Origin of the sequence: Sphingobacterium sp. R2, assembly GCF_040760075.1 — a bacterium.
In the GTDB taxonomy this organism is placed as follows: Bacteria; Bacteroidota; Bacteroidia; order Sphingobacteriales; family Sphingobacteriaceae; genus Sphingobacterium.
Map to the genome: position 1 here is coordinate 1235430 of NZ_CP142884.1, position 19587 is coordinate 1255016.

Annotated in this window: 12 protein-coding genes; 8 read left to right on the plus strand and 4 right to left on the minus strand. The window is 36.3% G+C overall.

The window, feature by feature from the left end:
• Positions 1-122 precede the first annotated feature (122 nt).
• Positions 123-833 (minus strand): SAM-dependent methyltransferase, encoded by a 711-nt coding sequence (locus VXM68_RS05175; protein ID WP_294185632.1) that lies wholly within the window; start codon positions 831-833, stop codon positions 123-125.
• 149 nt (positions 834-982) lie between these two features.
• Between VXM68_RS05175 and apaG the strand changes: the two genes are divergently transcribed.
• The 4 genes from apaG (at position 983) to VXM68_RS05195 (ending at position 7297) form a co-directional block, all read left to right on the plus strand.
• On the plus strand, positions 983-1369 hold the full coding sequence (apaG, locus tag VXM68_RS05180) for a Co2+/Mg2+ efflux protein ApaG (RefSeq protein WP_293899512.1): 387 nt from the start codon (positions 983-985) through the stop codon (positions 1367-1369).
• Between the two features lie 352 nt (positions 1370-1721).
• Positions 1722-3587, plus strand: coding sequence for an ABC-F family ATP-binding cassette domain-containing protein (locus VXM68_RS05185; protein ID WP_367210630.1), 1866 nt, complete (start codon positions 1722-1724; stop codon positions 3585-3587).
• 92 nt (positions 3588-3679) lie between these two features.
• A complete protein-coding gene (mnmG, locus tag VXM68_RS05190) occupies positions 3680-5539 on the plus strand; it encodes a tRNA uridine-5-carboxymethylaminomethyl(34) synthesis enzyme MnmG (protein ID WP_367210631.1) in 1860 nt (619 codons plus the stop codon).
• 168 nt (positions 5540-5707) lie between these two features.
• Positions 5708-7297, plus strand: a complete 1590-nt coding sequence (locus VXM68_RS05195; protein ID WP_367210632.1) for an Ig-like domain-containing protein — start codon at positions 5708-5710, stop codon at positions 7295-7297.
• A 49-nt stretch (positions 7298-7346) separates the two neighbouring features.
• On the opposite strand, the gene VXM68_RS05200 is transcribed toward VXM68_RS05195, so the two are convergent.
• The gene (locus VXM68_RS05200) at positions 7347-7853 is read right to left on the minus strand and encodes a gamma carbonic anhydrase family protein (protein ID WP_293955880.1); all 507 of its coding nucleotides are present in this window, start codon (positions 7851-7853) and stop codon (positions 7347-7349) included.
• Between the two features lie 5 nt (positions 7854-7858).
• On the minus strand, positions 7859-9451 hold the full coding sequence (nadB, locus tag VXM68_RS05205; protein WP_367210633.1) for an L-aspartate oxidase: 1593 nt from the start codon (positions 9449-9451) through the stop codon (positions 7859-7861).
• A 2954-nt stretch (positions 9452-12405) separates the two neighbouring features.
• Between nadB and nadA the strand changes: the two genes are divergently transcribed.
• Both nadA and thiL read left to right on the plus strand, forming a co-directional pair.
• Positions 12406-13401, plus strand: coding sequence for a quinolinate synthase NadA (nadA, locus tag VXM68_RS05210; RefSeq protein WP_294185628.1), 996 nt, complete (start codon positions 12406-12408; stop codon positions 13399-13401).
• A 210-nt stretch (positions 13402-13611) separates the two neighbouring features.
• The gene (gene thiL, locus VXM68_RS05215; RefSeq protein ID WP_293955884.1) at positions 13612-14664 is read left to right on the plus strand and encodes a thiamine-phosphate kinase; all 1053 of its coding nucleotides are present in this window, start codon (positions 13612-13614) and stop codon (positions 14662-14664) included.
• 28 nt (positions 14665-14692) lie between these two features.
• Here the strand turns inward: thiL and VXM68_RS05220 are convergent, their stop codons facing one another.
• Positions 14693-15481, minus strand: a complete 789-nt coding sequence (locus VXM68_RS05220; RefSeq protein WP_367210634.1) for a ScpA family protein — start codon at positions 15479-15481, stop codon at positions 14693-14695.
• A 158-nt stretch (positions 15482-15639) separates the two neighbouring features.
• On the opposite strand from VXM68_RS05220, the gene dxs reads away from it, so the two are divergent.
• Together dxs and dnaA are read left to right on the plus strand one after the other, a co-directional pair.
• Positions 15640-17568 carry a 1-deoxy-D-xylulose-5-phosphate synthase gene (dxs, locus tag VXM68_RS05225; RefSeq protein WP_293955888.1) on the plus strand — a complete coding sequence of 643 codons (1929 nt, stop codon included), beginning with the start codon at positions 15640-15642 and terminating at the stop codon, positions 17566-17568.
• A gap of 538 nt (positions 17569-18106) precedes the next feature.
• Positions 18107-19531 (plus strand): chromosomal replication initiator protein DnaA, encoded by a 1425-nt coding sequence (dnaA, locus tag VXM68_RS05230; protein ID WP_046672557.1) that lies wholly within the window; start codon positions 18107-18109, stop codon positions 19529-19531.
• The last annotated feature ends 56 nt before the right edge of the window (positions 19532-19587 follow it).

Consider the following 19587-nt stretch of genomic DNA (forward strand, 5'->3'; position numbering starts at 1 on the left):
TTGAAAGATAAAATATAAAATGTAAGTACTCACTCATAATGTGCAAATAACCTAAAACCTATTTCTAGCAATTTTATAGCGCTTATTATATAGTACCCTATAAGTAGGGTAGGGGAGAACCATCAAACATACAAAAGAAATATAGTAGGCCTCTTGTGAAAATCATCCTTTCGTTTTCGCCACTCAGCTATTGTGAGGCTTTGAATCAATTCATCTGGAGCTGTCACATTCGATGCTACACAAAGTAAGGTGGAAGGCTTACAGGTTTTCAGCAGATCTGCTAAAAGCTGATTATTTCTAAAAGGAGTTTCAATAAAAATCTGCGTTTGTTTATCACGCCCTGACTGCAGCTCGAGACTTTTAATTTCTCTGGCTCGTTCTATTTTATCAATCGGCAGATAACCATGAAAAGCAAATTTCTGACCACTGAAACCCGAAGCCATCAGAGCCAGCAGAATAGAACTAGGTCCAACAAGCGGAACAACTTTAATCCCTAGCTGATGCGCACGCGCAACAATCGAAGCACCAGGATCGGCGACACCGGGGCATCCTGCTTCCGACATCAGACCAACATTCTTACCCTGTGACAGACCTTCAAAAAAATCATTGATATTTCCTTTATCGCGCGCATGTTTTCCATAATCATGAATTTTAAGTTCGCTTTGCGGAATTTTTAAACCGGCAAGTTTTAGAAATTTACGTGCCGTTTTTTCATTCTCCACAATATACTCGTCCAATGAATTTATCGTTTCCACCAAATAAGGAGTAAACGACTGGAAAGCTGCATCATCACTCAATGGAACAGGAATTAAATATAATATGCCATTTGCCATAATACAAACGTACTAATTAAGCTCCATTTGACTATACTAATTTTAAACTTAGCATTATTTAACCTTTTAAAATGATTATAATTTCGAATTTTAAACTCATTATTAGTATTTTAGCATACATATTTAGTACAACAATAAACATCATTCAAATGATCACACAAATTACAGAAGGCGTAAAAATCTCGGTTGAAACCATCTATCAATCGGAGTATTCAAATCCGGACCGTGAGCATTTTATGTTTGCTTATCATATTAGCATAGAAAATCTGAGCGATTACACGGTTCAATTGATAAGCCGCTATTGGAAAATTTTTGATGCGAAAGGAGATTATAGAGAAGTATCGGGAGATGGTGTAGTGGGCGAACAACCCATTATTGAACCTGGACAGACCCATCAATATACTTCGGGTTGCAATCTCAATAGCGAATTCGGATTTATGGAAGGATATTATAATATGATCCGGACACTAGACAACAGCAGCTTTCAAGTTGAAATACCTCGTTTCAATCTGATCGCAGATTACGCGTTGAATTAATTTTATCAAGGCAGTATCATTATTGCCAATTAATCATACAACGAAGCTTTTTTCGCATCGAATAAGAAACTATTTCTTTATTTTTGCGAGCGTTCCAAATTATTGGTTATACGGACACCATTTGAATTAGTCATTTGTTAAATGGTATGTGCTAAACCTCGTTCAGAACGCCACCCGATAGTTTAAAATTAGTCAGCAATCAAAAAGATTATTGATTTGATATATAAATAACTGATAATCAAATATATAGTAAAATATTGATTATCAACACCATGCATACTACCGAGAGCAGAAATCTCTTGGAAGTATCTTGCTGTGTAAATTGACTGAATATATTTTAGGGTGATATAACGTGAGTATTTTAGCGACAGAACAAGTAAGCCATTCCTTCCATGATCGATGGCTTTTTAAAGATTTACATTTCGGCCTTCAAAAAGGGGATCGAGTAGCCTTGGTTGGAATAAACGGAACAGGTAAGTCAACATTACTTTCCATTTTAGCCGAACGGATCTTACCAACTTCAGGAAAAGTTGTGAAAGAAAAAGGCATAAAAATTGGTTTCTTAGAACAGGATCCTGATTTCACAGGATTAAAATCAATCAACGATTTTATTTATAGTACAGACAACGATCAACAACGTCTTATCCGTGAGTACGAGGAGCTGTTATTGGAAACCGATATCGATCAGAAAAAATTAGAAGATCTTACAGAAAAAATAAGTTCATTGAATGCCTGGGAGTATGAACATAGTATTAAGACGATTCTTAATCGTTTAAACATTATGGATTTCCATCAGGATATTAAAAGTCTTTCAGGAGGTCAACGAAAACGCCTGGCACTTGCCAAACTTCTAATAGACGAACCTGATATATATATATTAGATGAGCCTACCAACCATTTGGATATTGAAACCATTGAATGGTTGGAAAAGCTATTGACAACAGGAAATAAAACCGTTCTTCTGGTCACTCACGATCGTTACTTTTTAGATAACATCTGTACGGAAATCCGCGAGCTGGATAGGGGCAACCTTTACAATTATAAAGGAAACTATTCGTATTTTCTAGAGAAAAAATCGGAAAGAGAAGCGATTGATGCAGTGATGGTAGAGAAGAGCAGAAATCTTCTTCGCCGCGAACTGGAATGGATGCGACGTCAGCCCCAAGCGCGCGGTACCAAATCCAAGTCGCGTATCGATGCATACTATGAATTAGAAGAAAAATCGAAAGCAATAAAAGGAAACGATTCCGTGCAACTCAGTGTGAAGGTAAGTAGACAGGGATCTAAAATATTAGAAGTGGATAACGTTTCGAAAAGTTATGGCGCAAAAGATATCATACAGGATTTTTCCTACATATTTAAAAAAGGAGATCGTATCGGTCTAGCTGGCAAAAACGGAACTGGAAAATCTACCTTTCTAAACTTAATCACCGGAGAAGAAAAGCCTGCTACAGGAGTGATCGCTGTTGGAGAGACAACTGTATATGGTTACTACAAACAAGGTGGATTGGAAGTGAATGAAAACGACCGTGTACTAGATGTTGTTAAGAATGTCGCAGATTATATTGAGATGGCAAATGGAGAGGTAATCACGGCTTCCCAGCTATTGACACATTTCTTATTTCCTCCTGAAAAACAATTTGGATTTGTAAATAAACTAAGCGGAGGAGAAAGAAAACGTCTTCAGCTTATGCGGGTATTAATGAAGAACCCAAACTTCCTTATACTTGATGAGCCTTCAAACGATTTAGATATCGACACGTTAAATGTACTGGAAGATTTTCTTGATAACTATAAGGGAGTACTTATCTTGGTATCCCACGATAGATATTTATTAGATAAATTAACGGACCAACTTTTTATTTTCGAGGGAAAAGGAAAAGTACAAATCTATAATGGAAATTATGCTGATTTTAAACTGGAGCAAGACGAAGTTCAGAAGTTGGAAAAAGAAAGGCAGAGAAAAAGTATTCAAGAACAGATAAAACCAGTTGCAAAAGAAGGGAAGAAAAAGCTTTCTTACAAAGAGCAATTGGAGTATACTAAATTAGAGGAGGAAATCGAAAAATTGGAGCAAAATATAAAGTTAAAGACTGAAGAACTGAATCAACTAACAGATCACCTTAAATTATCTTCCATTGCTGAAGAAATTCAATCCATCCAAAAGGAAATAGATGAAAAATCGGAAAGGTGGTTATATCTTGCTGATTTTATGTAAAATTTTATAAGGCGTTTCACGTGGAACGTAAAGAAAACTTAAATTTGTAAATAAAATAAATACCACGTTTCACGTGGAACAAGAATAGAAAAATGTTTAAAAAATATAATGTAATAGTAGTTGGTGCAGGTCATGCGGGCTGTGAAGCTGCAGCCGCTGCTGCCAATTTAGGATCATCAATTTTACTGATTACAATGAATATGGGAGTAATAGCCCAAATGAGTTGTAATCCGGCCATAGGTGGAGTTGCGAAAGGCCAAATCGTACGGGAAATAGATGCCATGGGAGGATACACGGGGATCATCGCAGACAAGTCAACCATACAGTTTCGCATGCTTAACCTATCCAAAGGACCGGCCATGTGGAGCCCGCGTACACAAAACGATCGGATGCGATTTGCAGAAGAATGGAGACTACAATTAGAATCCCTTCCCAATTTAGATATGTGGCAAGATACCGTCAAAGAGGTAATCGTCAAAAATGGTAGAGCCTGTGGTGTCATCACTTCAATGGGAATAGAAATAGAATCCGATGCTGTAGTATTAACCAACGGAACATTTTTAAATGGTGTCATCCACATTGGCGATAAGAAATTTGGTGGAGGGAGAACAGGAGAAAAGGCAGCCACTGGCTTGACAGAGCAGCTTGTCTCACTCGGCTTCGAATCAGGAAGAATGAAAACCGGGACTCCTCCACGTATAGATGGAAGAAGCCTCAATTATGCGCTGATGGAAGAGCAATGGGGTGATGAAAAAAGAGGTAGATTTTCTTATACTGATGTAGATATACCAACAGAACAACGTTGTTGTTGGATCACATATACCAACGATAAAGTGCATGAGATGCTACGAACTGGCTTCGAAAAATCGCCTATGTTTACCGGTAGGATCAAAGGATTGGGACCACGTTATTGCCCATCAATCGAAGATAAAATTAACCGCTTTGCCGAACGTGACCGCCACCAGATATTTGTCGAACCCGAAGGCTTCAAAACAGTAGAGATCTATGTAAATGGTTTTTCGACCTCTCTACCGGAAGATGTGCAACTAAAAGCATTGCAACTCATCCCTGGGTTTGAGAACGCCAAAATGTACCGCCCTGGCTACGCCATAGAATACGATTACTTTCCACCCATGCAACTAGATCTTACACTCGAAACGCAATTGGTAAAACACCTGTTCTTTGCAGGCCAGATCAATGGTACTACGGGATATGAAGAGGCGGCTGCACAAGGTTTCTTAGCTGGAATTAATGCACACCAACGTATTAATGATGATAAAGAACTTATCTTGAAAAGATCAGAATCCTACATCGGTGTATTGGTTGATGACCTCGTCACAAAAGGAACAGAAGAACCTTACCGGATGTTTACATCAAGAGCAGAACACCGCTTGTTACTCCGCCAGGATAATGCGGATATTCGCCTTACTCCATTAGCGTACAAATTGGGACTAGTAGGAGAGGAAAGGCTAAAAAAAGTAGAGAACAAAATAGATAACTCTAATAGTATTATCGAGTACCTGAAACAGAACTCCACTAACCTCGAAAAGATGAATACGGTGCTGGCCGACGTGGGCTCAAGTGCGCTTGCTCAAAAAACCAGATTAAGCAACGTACTCGCGAGACCACAGGTCAGCATGCAAGACATTATAAAAGGAGATGAAAGCTTCGCACAATTTGTAGCACAATTCGATAACGATACTATAGAACAAGCAGAGATCAATCTCAAATATGAAAGCTACTTCGAAAAAGAAATAGAGATTGTGAACCGAATGAAAAAGATGGAAGATAGAGAAATAAATCCCGATTTCGATTACAGTTTGTTAACTTCACTGTCCATCGAAGCAAGACAAAAATTATCGAAGGTCAAACCTCGTACATTGGGTCAGGCTTCGCGCATCTCGGGTGTTTCACCATCTGATATCAGCGTATTGATGGTTCACATGAGTTAAGTAATTGATTTTCAAATTATTAAATATAAAACAACTACAAGCTTAAAATAAACGATTTAAGACAATATTCTATTTTTTATGATCAATTCTTCAAAAGAAAATAAAAGTAGCTCAAAAAGGCTAAAAAATAGCTTTACGCCAAGATTACTTATTTTAAGCTTGTTTATCATGCTTATTGGCCTATCTATACAGTGTGCAAGTATACAGCAACCAACCGGAGGGCCAAAAGATTCGATACCACCTAAAATCTTAGAGGAAAATCCTACGAATTTTTCGAAGAATTTTACAGCAAAAAAAATAGTAATCACTTTTGACGAATACATCAAACTCGCCAATCAACAAAAAGAATTTAGTGTGACACCCGATATGGGGAGCAACCCGGAATTTAAAGTCAAGAAAAAAAATCTTGAAATTACCCTTCCAGATTCTCTTGAAAAGAATACAACTTATAGCATCTACTTTGGTAAAGGACTTGTCGATTATAATGCGGGAAATGCATTGGTCAATTATGCTTACGTGTTTTCTACCGGAGACAAAATTGACTCGCTCAGCATAGCTGGTAATGTAAAAAGTGCAATAACTAAAGAGGTACAAAAAGATGTTAAAGTCTTGTTGATCCCCATTAGTCAAGATTCCATTTTTGGTAAAAAGAAAGCCAATATATTTACTACAACAGATACAGCTGGCAATTATAAACTAAATAATCTAAGGGAGGGAACATACCGCATTTACGCACTTCAGGAAAAAAACAATGACAGAATTTACAATGGTGCCGACGAAGAAATAGGTTTCTTAAAAGATTCTATCGTACTAGAGCGGGATCTCAGCAACATTAATCTTGAAATATTCAAGGCCACTCCAAAGAAGTTTAGAACTTTAGAAAAGAAATTTGAAAAAAATGGAAGTGTACTACTTATTTTTAATAGAAGAGTAGTAAAACCCAATTTAAATATTCTTAATGATGAAGTAAATAATAAAGATAAAATCATACGCTTTGCAAAAACTTCTGATTCTGCAACCCTGTTTATTCCAAATTTAAAAATAGACTCTTTGAAGTTGGTCTTAACGGAAAATGAGAAGCCACTTGATACCATCCTGGTTAGAAAAGGAAACGTAAAAATAGAACCGACAATAGATCCTATTTTTACACCAAATAACGGGAGGGTCGATCGTATCACTCACCTTCAAGTGTCCGCTTTCACACCAATAAAAAATATAGATAAGACAAAATTAAAGTTCAAGGAAGATTCATTGGTGCGAAGCAATTATCAACTTGCAGTAGATACAGCCAATTCCAACATCTATCATATTCGATATAATTGGAGAAAGGACAAAAAGTACCAAATCGAATTCGCAGAAGGCGCCATTACAGGCTATTTTGGAGAACAAAATAAAGAGAAAAAACTAGATCTTACCTATGACGATAGCGAGAACTATGGCGATCTTACTTTTGATTTCACCGATCTGGATAGCAATACAACTTACTTGGTAGAATTGATTAATGAAAAAAAGGACAAAGTCTATCGCTTAGACCTAGTAGACATAGATAACCCGACAGTTGTATATAAACAATATCCAGGAGGTAAATACAGTTTACGTGTAATCCGCGACGATAACGGTAATGGTATCTGGGATACTGGAGATGTAGAAAAAAAGACATTTCCAGAGCCTGTTGTATACTTAAACAAAACATTCACTATACGAGCAAACTGGGAACAAAAAGATAGCTTTTCATTAAGTGATCTCAAAAAAGAATGATTGAGGCCACTAAATAAAAAATTATTTTAATGATGCCAATTTGTTTAAGTTAAAACCAGGAACTATACAAAACATAATTATGCGGTAACTGCTGTAACAATTCTTTTTGTTCTTCAGTTAGCGCTTTTATTTTTTTCGCTGGTACACCGGCGTATAGGAATCCCGACTCACAGCGGGTATTTTCCAAAACCACCGCTCCAGCTGCTACTATCACATGAGATTCGATAACAGCATTGTCCATCACAATTGCGCCCATACCGATAAGTACGTGATCTTCCACAACGCAGCCATGTACCATCGCCTGGTGTCCTACGTTTACATAACTACCTATGGAAGTACCGCATTTTTTATACGTGCAATGTATAACAGCGCCATCTTGAATATTTGTATAGTTACCTATTCGAATATAATTGACATCACCACGTACAACAGCATTAAACCAAACCGAACAATGATGTCCAATTTCAACGTCACCCACAATCGTCGAATTAGGTGCTAAGAAGCACTCTTCAGCAATTTGCGGTGACTTATCCAAAACGGGTAAAATAAGCGCCATAACGTTTAGAAAATTGTATCCTGTAGTATTTCCGAGTGCCGCGGATGGTCAGTTGTATAATGCAAACCTCGACTTTCCTTACGCAACATCGCCGATTTAGTAACAATGTAAGCAACTTGAATCACATTTCGTAATTCACAAAGTTTGACAGAAAGCCTCGTATTTCTATAAAACTCCTCAGTCTCCTCATATAATAGATGGAGTCTCTTAAGCGCTCTTTCAAGCCTAAAATCAGAACGGACAATACCAACGTAATCGCTCATGATCTTTTGACATTCCCGTAAATTGTGAGTCACCAAAATATCTTCATTGGAACGCGAAGTCTCAGAATCATCCCATTCGGGAACATCACGTATATGACTGATTGTTTCAACCAATTGCGTCGCATCTAAGAATATACGATGGGCATAGACAAGTGCTTCAAGCAGCGAGTTAGAAGCCAGCCTATTTGCGCCATGCAAGCCTGTAGAAGAACACTCTCCACAGGCATAAAGATTTAGAATACTGCTACGCCCAAAATCATCCACATAAATTCCACCGCAGAGATAATGCGCTGCAGGGGTCACAGGTATAAAGTCTTTGGACATGTCAAGTCCGATGGAAAGACATTTCTCATATATATTCGGAAAGTGTTTGATAATATCTTCCTTATCCCTATGCGTGATATCAAGATATACATAATCAATACCGGACTTCTTCATCTCCGCATCGATAGCTCTAGCCACTATATCTCTCGGAGCCAGCGAAGCTCGCTCATCATAATCCTCCATAAACGACTCTCCATTGAGCCTTCTTAAAACACCTCCAAATCCCCTTACTGCTTCGGATACGAGAAACGCAGGTGAGTCCTTAGGGTTATATAGTGACGTCGGATGAAATTGCATAAACTCCATATTACGCACCTTCCCTTTCGCCCTATACACCATCGCAATACCATCGCCAGTAGCAATGGTTGGATTAGTTGTGCTTGAATATACATGCCCAGCCCCACCAGAAGCCATTACCGTAACCTTACTCAAAATCTTATCAACGTGATGGGAAGATGTATTAAAAGCATAAATACCATAACAAGTAATATCCCTTTTGTTCTTGTCTACATATTCCCCCAGGTGGTGCTGCGTAATTAAATCAATGGCAAAGTAATGTGTTACAATTTCGATATTAGGGTCAATATGTGCCTGCTCCAATAATGCCCGTTCAATTTCGTAGCCTGTAATATCCTTGTAATGTAAGATCCGATGTGCCGAATGTCCTCCTTCTTTTGCCAAATCGTAAAGTCCCGATTCTTCCTTATCAAATGACGTCCCGTAGGAAATAAGCTCGGCAATACGGTCGGGAGCTTCCCGCACTACGTTTTCCACAATTTCAACATCACATAATCCATCCCCAGCTATCTGAGTGTCAAAGATATGCTTTTCAAAGCTATCAGACTTATCCACAACAGCAGCTACCCCCCCTTGCGCATATTTTGTATTTGACTCATCCTCATTAGACTTGGTGACTATCAACACTTTACCGAATTGAGAAGCTTTTAATGCAAAGCTTAATCCTGCTATACCTGATCCAATGACCAAAAAATCGACCTTTCTATCTGCCATATATTTTAAATTCACAAACTATACCCAAAAGTGACAATTCAAATTAACGAAAAATGTGGAAAACGTGTAAATAAAAGGTTAAATAAAAATGAAAAGTATTTAACAATTCACAAGTCCCCTATTTTCCAACTAAATTTCTCAAACTTTTCCGCACAAAATTCATGAGATTTCCACATTTATTAAACATAAACTATTCAACAAAAAATTATGGAAAATAAAAAACATGAATAATTAGAATTTTAAAAATCAGCTATTTAATCTTAAAAATCTGTTGAAAAATTGTTGAAAACTCTATAAAAACCTAAAATCAAAATGGAAATAATCCTATTTATACCACTTTTCCACACCATAATAAACAATAAGAGATCTTCTATTTAAAATAATTAGTATTTATTGAAAAAAAAGATTGTGGAATACGTTCGAAAATCTTTGTTTAGTTTTGTAAAGTTCAATTAGACGCTTCTACATTTCGATATTTGGAGAACGTAAACTCCCCTATCGAAATACGCAATTGTAGTTGGGTTTATTTTTTTAAAAAATAATTCTAAACGCTTTTAAAGCGCTTTAGAATGCAATATTTATTTTATTTTTTTTTGATATGGGTTTAACGTGATTTTAGGAGGCTTTATTTGAAATTCTTTTGCATTTCTTGCAATCGAACGCTCATGCAATTCCTTATTTTAAGTTTTTATTTAAATTGTGAATTTATTGGAATTCTAAGCTGTACAAGACGTTCGAAATACTATTTTTAAGTAATTTTTGATGCAATCAGCCTTCAATATTTCCAATTTTCAAGGAAATAGAGAGTTTTATTGAATTCTAAAGCACTTTAGTTTATTCGAAATGATTATTTGTTGATTTTTTTCTATGAAAAACTGATTTAAATGCCTTGATATTGGTCTATTTATAGTTTTTTGGAGCGAAAAGTATAATAACTAATTCTGGGCCATTAGATTTTTTTTGCACAGCTTCTTCATGCTGTCAAATAGATTAAACGCTTCCAGATGGATAGATTTTGGATTTATGAATAGAAATTTTTAAGTTTTAAGCGCTTCTAGTAAGGTTATTTTGCTGTTTGTTCCTATGCGGATTTTATATTCAAATCTGTGGGCGCCAAATTTGAATATAAACGTTTTTACAATTGAATATTCACTTATAATCTTTTTTGAACAATATCTGTAAGATTCTAGACGACTTTATTTGAAAATTTGATTTTTAAAGGTAAAATGGATCAACTAAGGGATTGAAATTGTAGATCAAATAATTTATTCGAATAATTTATTGTAGTACAAACAATCTTGTTATATTTGTTGCCCAGGCTTAATTTTTATTTGGAACTAGTGGAAAGTCGATCGGTGAGATTTAAGTATTTTGGATGATGATTTAGAATTCTTATTATAAGGAATTCTAAAGAGGTTTGTTTTTTAAATAAACGCCCTATAGGTCAAATAGATTTATTTTAAATAGCAATTTTATCCCCTATTCAATCCTAAGCGATTAAGCGTGTTTTAGATCTTTTAAAGATATTTTCTAATCAAATTTTTTATTAATCTTAAAATTTATTTATTTAACTTTATATTGTTTTTTTCTTGTTAGTATTTGAAATCTAGCTTATTTGTAGATTTTTGCTAAAGTTTGTTGATAGCATATTTAAAGTGTGGACTTATTTAGCTCAATTTTTATATTAAACGTCCTTACAATGGAGTAGATAGCCATCTATTAGATTGTATTGCTAATATTAGATTCTCAGCGGGTCTGTTTGGAAAAAATATCATATCGATTTTAGCAACAATCCGATAATACAATAGTATTTTTCATAATTAGTCTGTGAGAATAGCGTATAATTGAATTCATTTTACAAATATGGGAATATTCAATTCTTATTGAGTTAATTATAAATATGCATTTCCCTCGATCCAGTTCCTACCTGGTTACAATTGATTTCTCCTTATAAGATTATAGTATTTATCACACCGCGCGTTTTTTTTCAAAATATGCTGTTCTAGCGCCTTTACTTTATGACGTAATTTTCATTAGGTGGTGTGCAACTAGTTGAATCTCGATTTGCAGCTCCTTTTCAAGCTATATTAAATATTATCTGAAATTAGTTCCGATGCGAATGTGCTAATAATGCTACAGTGCTTAATGGGCAGGTTGCGGTAAATGGAAGTTATTACGAAGAATGGCGCTACAGACGATTGTCAAGCGCCTTATTTTCCCTTTTCACTGCGCCTATTTAGTATTCATCCTTTTGAGTGTTTCAAATTCATTGCTTGTTGGCTAGTTTAACCCCTTGAGAATTCAATAAAAATTTTTTGATCAAGATCCACATCATAAATCGGTTTTATAATGACTTTAAATCCCATAGTCGCATAAAATGTTAATAAATAAATCTTCATTTTGTGCCATATTTTTCATTGTTTTGTAATATGGCGAAGAACGTTCCTTAAGCTACGAAAAGGGAATGTTGGCGAAACCGATTTTCTAGCATGGAAATAGTTTACAATGAACCCGCTGAGCTTTTGATAAAGCATATGTCTCTTAATTATATGCTTTATATTCAATTGTAGAAGGGTTTATATTGAAAAGAGATTTCTTTACTATTTTTTATTGACAATAATTTAACTATTATTTTTAAATATAAAGGCTTTAAGTATTGAAGAACCTTTCGGTTTCCTTTCTTGTTTGCTTATACAAATTATGATGGAGAGCAGCTATTGGACCAAATTTCGCAATTGATAATATCCATAAATCCGGATAATTAATACAAACAAGTTATAACAAAAAAAAATAACCAATATATTGGTTATCAACTATTAATATCCTAATGCTAACTACTATTTCCTGTTGATGTGAAGGTTCACTTGTAATCATTAGATTAATTTGCTTTTAATTGACTTTTATATATGCAACAATGCTTATTTTTGTCATTCACAAAAGTTGAAAGTACCCGTATGGAAATTGTAAATTATGAGCTTCAGGCCAAAGGTTATATTGATGCTCCGATCGATCCTTCATTGGATCTGGTTGAAGAAATCCAACGATTGAAAAAAGAAAAGAATGCTGTAATATTGGCTCATTATTATCAAGATTCTGAAATTCAGGATATAGCCGATTATATTGGAGATAGCCTAGGACTATCACAAGAGGCAGCAAAGACAGATGCGGATTTAATTGTTTTTGCTGGCGTGCATTTCATGGCTGAAACCGCTAAAATACTTTCACCTACAAAAAAGGTTATTTTGCCTGATGCCAAAGCTGGTTGTTCACTGTCGGATTCCTGTCCACCACATCTTTTTGCGAAGTTTAAAGAACAATATCCAGATCATCTGGTCATCACCTATGTGAACTGTACCGCTGAATTGAAAGCGCTTTCAGATATTGTATGTACATCAAGTAATGCTGTTCAAATTGTAGAGAGCTTGCCTAAAGACCAAAAAATCATTTTTGGTCCCGACCGTAATCTGGGCGCATACGTTAAAAAGAAAACAGGACGAGATCTTGTGCTTTGGAACGGTGCATGTATGGTACATGAAATTTTTTCTCAAGATAAAATTGATCGTTTGAAAAGCGAACACCCAGAGGCTAAATTTATTGCGCATCCGGAGTGTGAAGATCATATATTGGCGATAGCTGATTATGTGGGCTCGACAGCTGGCATGCTTAAATTTACCCAAGCAGATACTGCCCAAGCTTATATTGTTGCTACAGAATCTGGTATTCTATATCAAATGCAAAAAGCAAGTCCACATAAGACGTTTATTCCTGCACCTCCTAATAATGCATGTGCATGTAATGATTGCCCCCACATGAAGCTGAATACGCTTGAAAAGCTATACAATTGCCTTAAGTTTGAATCGCCTGAAATTATTCTTCCTGAAGATGTTATTCTACGTGCCCAGCGTCCGATTGAACGCATGCTGGAAATATCGGCGAGCTTGGGACTATAACGATTAGCATAATTGTTATTAGCAATAGAGGAGTGGTTTTCGATAGCTAGCATGAGTTTTTATTTTTATATAACAGAAACTAGAACTACGATTTGACAAGTGCGGAAAACTGTGAGATTTTATTGTGAAAACTGTTTTGTAATGTTAGTATGATCAATCGTTGAGATGATTGTTTGGCATTATCGATAATAAACTTTTAAACTTTTTAACATGTTTGATTTTGACAATACCGAACGAACCAATTTGGAAGAAATGGGTGAGTTTGGACTGATTGATTATATAAGCAAAGCTGTGGAATTGACAGAGAAGTCTACCATTAAAGGTATAGGTGATGACGCTGCTGTTTTGGATTTTGAAGGTAAGAAAACTTTGATATCCACTGACTTGCTTTTGGAGGGAATTCATTTTGATCTTCGTTATGTCCCTTTAAAGCATCTAGGTTACAAAGCTGTTCAGGTCAATTTGAGCGATATCTACGCAATGAATGGAATAGCCTCTCAGATTACATTTTCAATAGGTTTGTCCTCAAAATTTCCATTGGAAGCTGTAGAGGAGATTTATCAGGGAGCTTTAATTGCCTGTAAGAAATATAACGTCGATTTAATTGGAGGAGATACATCTGCTTCAGCACAAGGATTAGTAATTTCTGTCACGAGTATAGGTTACGCTGATGCAGATCAAATCGTTTATCGTAGCGGCGCTCAGGAAGGAGATTTATTATGTGTATCTGGCGACCTTGGGGCAGCATACATGGGCTTACAGCTGCTTGAACGCGAGAAGGATATTTATCTAGAAAATCCAAATGTACAACCTGATCTGGAAGGGAAAGATTACATCGTTGAGCGGCAATTAAAACCCGAAGCCCGTAAAGATATTGTAGCTTTATTTGCTGATCTGGGAATTAAGCCTACAGCTATGATGGATGTTTCCGATGGGCTTGCCTCCGAGATTCTTCATATCTGCCGACAATCGGACAAAGGCTGTCGTCTATACGAGGAAAAAATTCCACTGGATCAGATGACTTACGATACTGGGCGGGAATTTGGAATTGATCCGACTGTAGCCGCGTTGAATGGCGGGGAAGACTACGAATTATTGTTTACAATTGCTCAAGCGGATCATGATAAAATTAAGAATCTGCCAGACATCAGTATTATTGGTTATATGACACCCAGATCTGAAGGTTGTGAGATGATTTCTAAATCTGGAAATCTTTATCCGATTACAGCACAAGGATGGAATGCTTTTAAGAAGAAAGAATAAAAAAAGACCTGTCTTAGACGGGTCTTTTTTATGCTTCTTCAGTTTCTAAGATAAATTCTTCCTCTTCATTAGGATCTCTTCCACCAACATTGAAATTGTTGTAGCCCAGGCCTACTTCAATCTGTAACAACTGCTGCTGAAGCATTTCAAGAATGGCCAAAAAATTATAGACAAACTGAATTTTATTTTCTGAGTTTTTAAGAATTTCCTGAAAATCCAATTTCTTGTTAATCTCAATGAGTTTGGCTATTGCTTTCTTTTGTTGTTCAATGGTGTACGGATATTTGACAACCGTATGGGTTACTTCTGGCGGACGATTACGGAATTGATACATCATTTGCTCGTAGATCATCATTAGGCCATAAAGATCGAAGTTATCCAAATTTCCGCCGCTAGAATCTAGCTTAAGTCTGTGCTGGATATCGAAACGTATATTGCCTCGGCTATAGCATTTTAGACGATCCTCCTCCAATATTCTAAGATCTTCACAGGTTTCTTTAAATTGTTTATAGAGAATAAGTTTTTGAACAAGATCTTCCCTAAGATCAATTTCATTCTCTTGCTCATCCAAATCTGGACGAGGGAGTAGCATTTTGGCTTTAATACGCATCAGCGTGGAGGCAACGAAGATAAATTCACTTGCCATTTCCATATTGAGCGCATGCATTTGGCTCACATAAGACAAAAAATCATCTGTAATCTTTGAAATTGGTATATCATGGATATTCAATTCATCCCGTTCGATAAAAAATAATAGTAAATCAAAAGGTCCCTCAAATTGAGGAAGCTTGATTTCGTAGCCTTCTTCTACTTGCATATCTTATACAAATTTACATATAAAATCTTTTGCAGTAACGCTTATGCAAACTATTCACTATTTTATTTGTTGTACCTCAATATGTAAATGCGATTTATTTTAAACATTAAATAAATTTGTCGTTACTTTGTGAGTATACATCATGTAAATAGCATACTATGCAGTTTGAGACTGGAGAACTATTAAGTAAAATAAACGATCCCTCTGATCTTAAAAAGCTAAAGGAAGACCAATTAGAACAATTAAGTCAGGAATTACGTCAATTTATTATTGATCAAGTTTCGGTTAATGGTGGTCACTTTGCAGCAAGTTTAGGAGTTGTCGAATTAACGGTAGCATTACATTACGTAATGGATACCCCCTATGATCAATTAATTTGGGATGTCGGTCATCAGGCTTATGGGCATAAAATTCTAACGGGGCGTCGCGATATATTTCATACCAATCGAATCGAGAACGGAATCTCGGGTTTTCCCAACCGTTTTGAATCCAAGTATGATGCATTTGGAGTTGGTCACTCATCGACTTCTATTTCTGCTGCTTTGGGTATGGCAGTTGCATCTCAGATAAAGGGTGAAAAAGACCGCCAGCATATCGCTGTGATCGGTGATGGCGCCTTAACGGGAGGAATGGCATTTGAAGCATTGAATCATGCAGGAATTTCTAAATCCAATCTTTTAGTAATTCTGAATGACAATTGCATGTCGATAGATCCCAATGTTGGTGCGTTAAAGGAGTATTTGACAAGTATTACCACGTCAAAACGGTACAATAGATTTAGAGACGATATAGCAGCAGTATTAACTAAGATTTCTGAAGTTGGCCCCAATGCTCTAGGGATTGCCAAGAAATTAGAAAAAAGTATAAAAGGAACTTTACTGAAGAATGCTAATCTCTTTGAATCGCTGAATTTTAGATATTTTGGCCCAGTTGATGGTCACGATGTTAAGAAATTAGCAAAAACGCTTGAAGACCTTAAGCATATACCAGGCCCCAAATTATTACATGCAGTAACTGTTAAAGGAAAGGGCTTTGCTCTGGCTGAAAAAGATCAGACCAAGTGGCATGCTCCTGGTTTATTTGATAAAATTACGGGGGAGATAAAAAAATCGCTCAGTGATAAACCTGTAGCTCCCAAGTATCAGGATGTCTTTGGACATACCCTGGTAGAGCTTGCAGAACAAAATGATAAGATCGTCGGGATAACACCTGCAATGCCATCAGGATCTTCTATGAATATTATGATGAAAGCCATGCCTGATCGTGCTTTTGATGTGGGCATTGCGGAACAGCATGCTGTCACATTCAGTGCCGGCCTTGCAACGCAGGGGCTATTACCATTCTGTAATATCTATTCGTCGTTTATGCAACGCGCATATGATCAGGTGATCCATGATGTTGCGTTGCAGAATCTGAATGTCGTTTTCTGTTTGGACCGTGCGGGCGTCGTAGGAGCGGATGGTGCTACTCACCATGGGGCTTATGACATCGCATTTATGCGCTGTGTTCCCAATATGACTGTTTCTGCGCCGATGAACGAGGAAGAATTACGTAATTTGATGTACACAGCTCAATTGCCGAACAAAGGACCCTTTGTCATTAGATATCCTAGAGGAAATGGCGTTATGCCAGATTGGCGCCGCCCATTTATGGAAATCGAAATTGGAAAAGGACGTCTTATAACGGAGGGAGAAGAACTTGCTATATTAAGTTTTGGAGCTATAGGAAACGAAGCTGTCAAAGCTGTACAGCATTTGAATGAATTAGGTATACACCCAGCACATTACGATCTCCGGTTTGCCAAGCCATTGGATGAGTCCCTACTTCACCAAGTCTTTAAGAAGTTTAACAAGATTATTACAGTGGAAGACGGAAGTTTACAGGGGGGAATAGGCTCAGCTATATTAGAATTTATGGCTGATCATGGATATCACAGCCAAGTGGTTCGTTTAGGTATTCCAGATAAGATCATTGAACATGCTGAACAAAATGCTCAGTGGAAGAACGCACACTATGATGCAACTGCAATTATAGCAGAAGCTAAAAAACTTTGCGACGGAAAATTGACCAGTTCAATGGTCGGATAAAGCCTATGCACTTAAAAAAATAAAAAGGAGATCCATTCAGATCTCCTTTTTTACTTTTCAAGTGTTACGTTTATCAGGAACATCACATGTTACAATGTGTTTTTTCTTTCAGATAATTTATACGGATTTTTGTTTTACAGGTATCCATTAATTTGGTGAAATGTACATTAGGGATGATGTTAAGTTGGCTTTAAATTCCTATGAATTTATTATTTAAAATATATGAACCAAAGATTGTAAATAGCTATTATTTTGGTTAATTTAGATCAGCACCTTAGGAAGCGGGAAGTAGCAAGTTTACACGTCTTTTGGTTCTTTTTTTTAAATAAATTTGGAATGTTAATAATTATTTTTAGAGATCAATTTTAGCGCTAGTTTTCCACAATTTTACACTGTAAATTTCTGATATATAAGATCTTATTAATTATTTTTTATTTTAGTTTTTTAGCTGATTTTTTTTTGTCATCTTCGTTCTCAGAGAAAGTTATCAACATATTTTTTGTCGCGTATTGTAAATCAACTTATTAACAATTTTAGAATGGAAAAAACGTATTCAAGTGTCTGGAATAATTGTCTTTCGATTATCAAAGATAATATACCAGCACAAAGTTTCAAGACCTGGTTTGAACCTGTGAAAGCAGTCCGTTTGGAGGGTGACGTTTTGACTATTCAAGTGCCTAGCTTATTTTTTTATGAGTGGCTAGAAGAACACTATGTAGGAATTCTTCGCAAGACCGTAAAGAAATTTTTAGGAGAACAAGGTAGATTGGAATACAATATTGTAGTAGAGAAGTCTTCAGCTTCTCATCCTTATACGACTAATCTTCCATCGAATGGCAATGGAGCAGAGGGGAAAAGGCAATCGATCCCTGTACCGGTATCTTTAAATAGAGATATCAAAAATCCATTTGTTATTCCTGGATTGAAAAAATTGCAGGTTGATCCGCAATTGAATCAAAACTATACATTCGAAAATTTTATCGAAGGTGAATGTAACCGTCTTGCACGATCAGCAGGATATGCTGTGGCAAATAAGCCTGGTGGTACTTCATTCAATCCTTTGATGATTTATGGAGATGTTGGTTTAGGAAAGACACACCTTGCTCAAGCAATCGGAAATGAGATCAAAAGAAATCTTCCCGATAAGCTGGTCATTTATGTGTCGTGTGAGAAATTCTGTCAACAGTTTGTGGATTCATTGAAAAATAATACAATCAATGATTTCGTCAACTTTTATCAGGCAATGGATGTCATTATTATGGATGATGTACACAACTTTGCAGGTAAAGAAAAAACACAGGATATCTTTTTCCATATTTTTAATCATTTGCATCAATCTGGTAAGCAGATTATTTTGACTTCAGACAAAGCACCTAAAGATTTGGCTGGTTTGGAAGAACGTCTGCTTAGTCGTTTTAAATGGGGATTATCTGCAGATATTCAGATTCCGGATCTTGAGACAAGGATGGCAATTTTGAAGAAGAAGATGTATTCCGATGGTATTGACTTACCAGAAAATGTCGTTGAATATGTCGCCACACAGATCGATAACAGTGTTCGTGAATTAGAGGGAGCAATGGTTTCACTTTTGGCTCAGTCTACATTGAACAAGAAAGAGATCGATTTGGGGTTAGCAAAATCGATGTTGAAGAATTTTGTAAAGAATACACACAAAGAAATTTCAATGGATTTTATTCAAAAATTAGTTTGTGAGTATTTTGAAGTTCCTGTGGATATGGTAAAGTCGAAAGTTAGAAAGCGGGAAATCGTGCAGGCCAGGCAAATTTCGATGTATTTAGCAAAGGCACATACCAAATCTTCACTCAAATCGATCGGAGCATTCTTCGGAGGAAGAGATCACTCCACTGTTATTTATGCCTGTCAAACCGTAGAGGATTTAATTGAAACTGACAAGAAGTTTAAAACTTACGTGAGTGACATTATGAAAAAGTTAAAATCTTAATGTCGATTACTTTAAGTAGAAGCAGAAAGGGCTATCCTACATGGATTGCCCTTTCT

Excerpts from the sequence above, each read along its gene's own strand:
- VXM68_RS05175 (WP_294185632.1), bottom strand. The coding sequence starts at position 833 with ATGGCAAATGGCATATTATATTTAATTCCTGTTCCATTGAGTGATGAT.
- apaG (WP_293899512.1), top strand. The coding sequence starts at position 983 with ATGATCACACAAATTACAGAAGGCGTAAAAATCTCGGTTGAAACCATC.
- mnmG (WP_367210631.1), top strand. The coding sequence starts at position 3,680 with ATGTTTAAAAAATATAATGTAATAGTAGTTGGTGCAGGTCATGCGGGC.
- VXM68_RS05195 (WP_367210632.1), top strand. The coding sequence starts at position 5,708 with ATGCTTATTGGCCTATCTATACAGTGTGCAAGTATACAGCAACCAACC.
- VXM68_RS05200 (WP_293955880.1), bottom strand. The coding sequence starts at position 7,853 with ATGGCGCTTATTTTACCCGTTTTGGATAAGTCACCGCAAATTGCTGAA.
- nadB (WP_367210633.1), bottom strand. The coding sequence starts at position 9,451 with ATGGCAGATAGAAAGGTCGATTTTTTGGTCATTGGATCAGGTATAGCA.
- nadA (WP_294185628.1), top strand. The coding sequence starts at position 12,406 with ATGGAAATTGTAAATTATGAGCTTCAGGCCAAAGGTTATATTGATGCT.
- thiL (WP_293955884.1), top strand. The coding sequence starts at position 13,612 with ATGTTTGATTTTGACAATACCGAACGAACCAATTTGGAAGAAATGGGT.
- VXM68_RS05220 (WP_367210634.1), bottom strand. The coding sequence starts at position 15,481 with ATGCAAGTAGAAGAAGGCTACGAAATCAAGCTTCCTCAATTTGAGGGA.
- dxs (WP_293955888.1), top strand. The coding sequence starts at position 15,640 with ATGCAGTTTGAGACTGGAGAACTATTAAGTAAAATAAACGATCCCTCT.
- dnaA (WP_046672557.1), top strand. The coding sequence starts at position 18,107 with ATGGAAAAAACGTATTCAAGTGTCTGGAATAATTGTCTTTCGATTATC.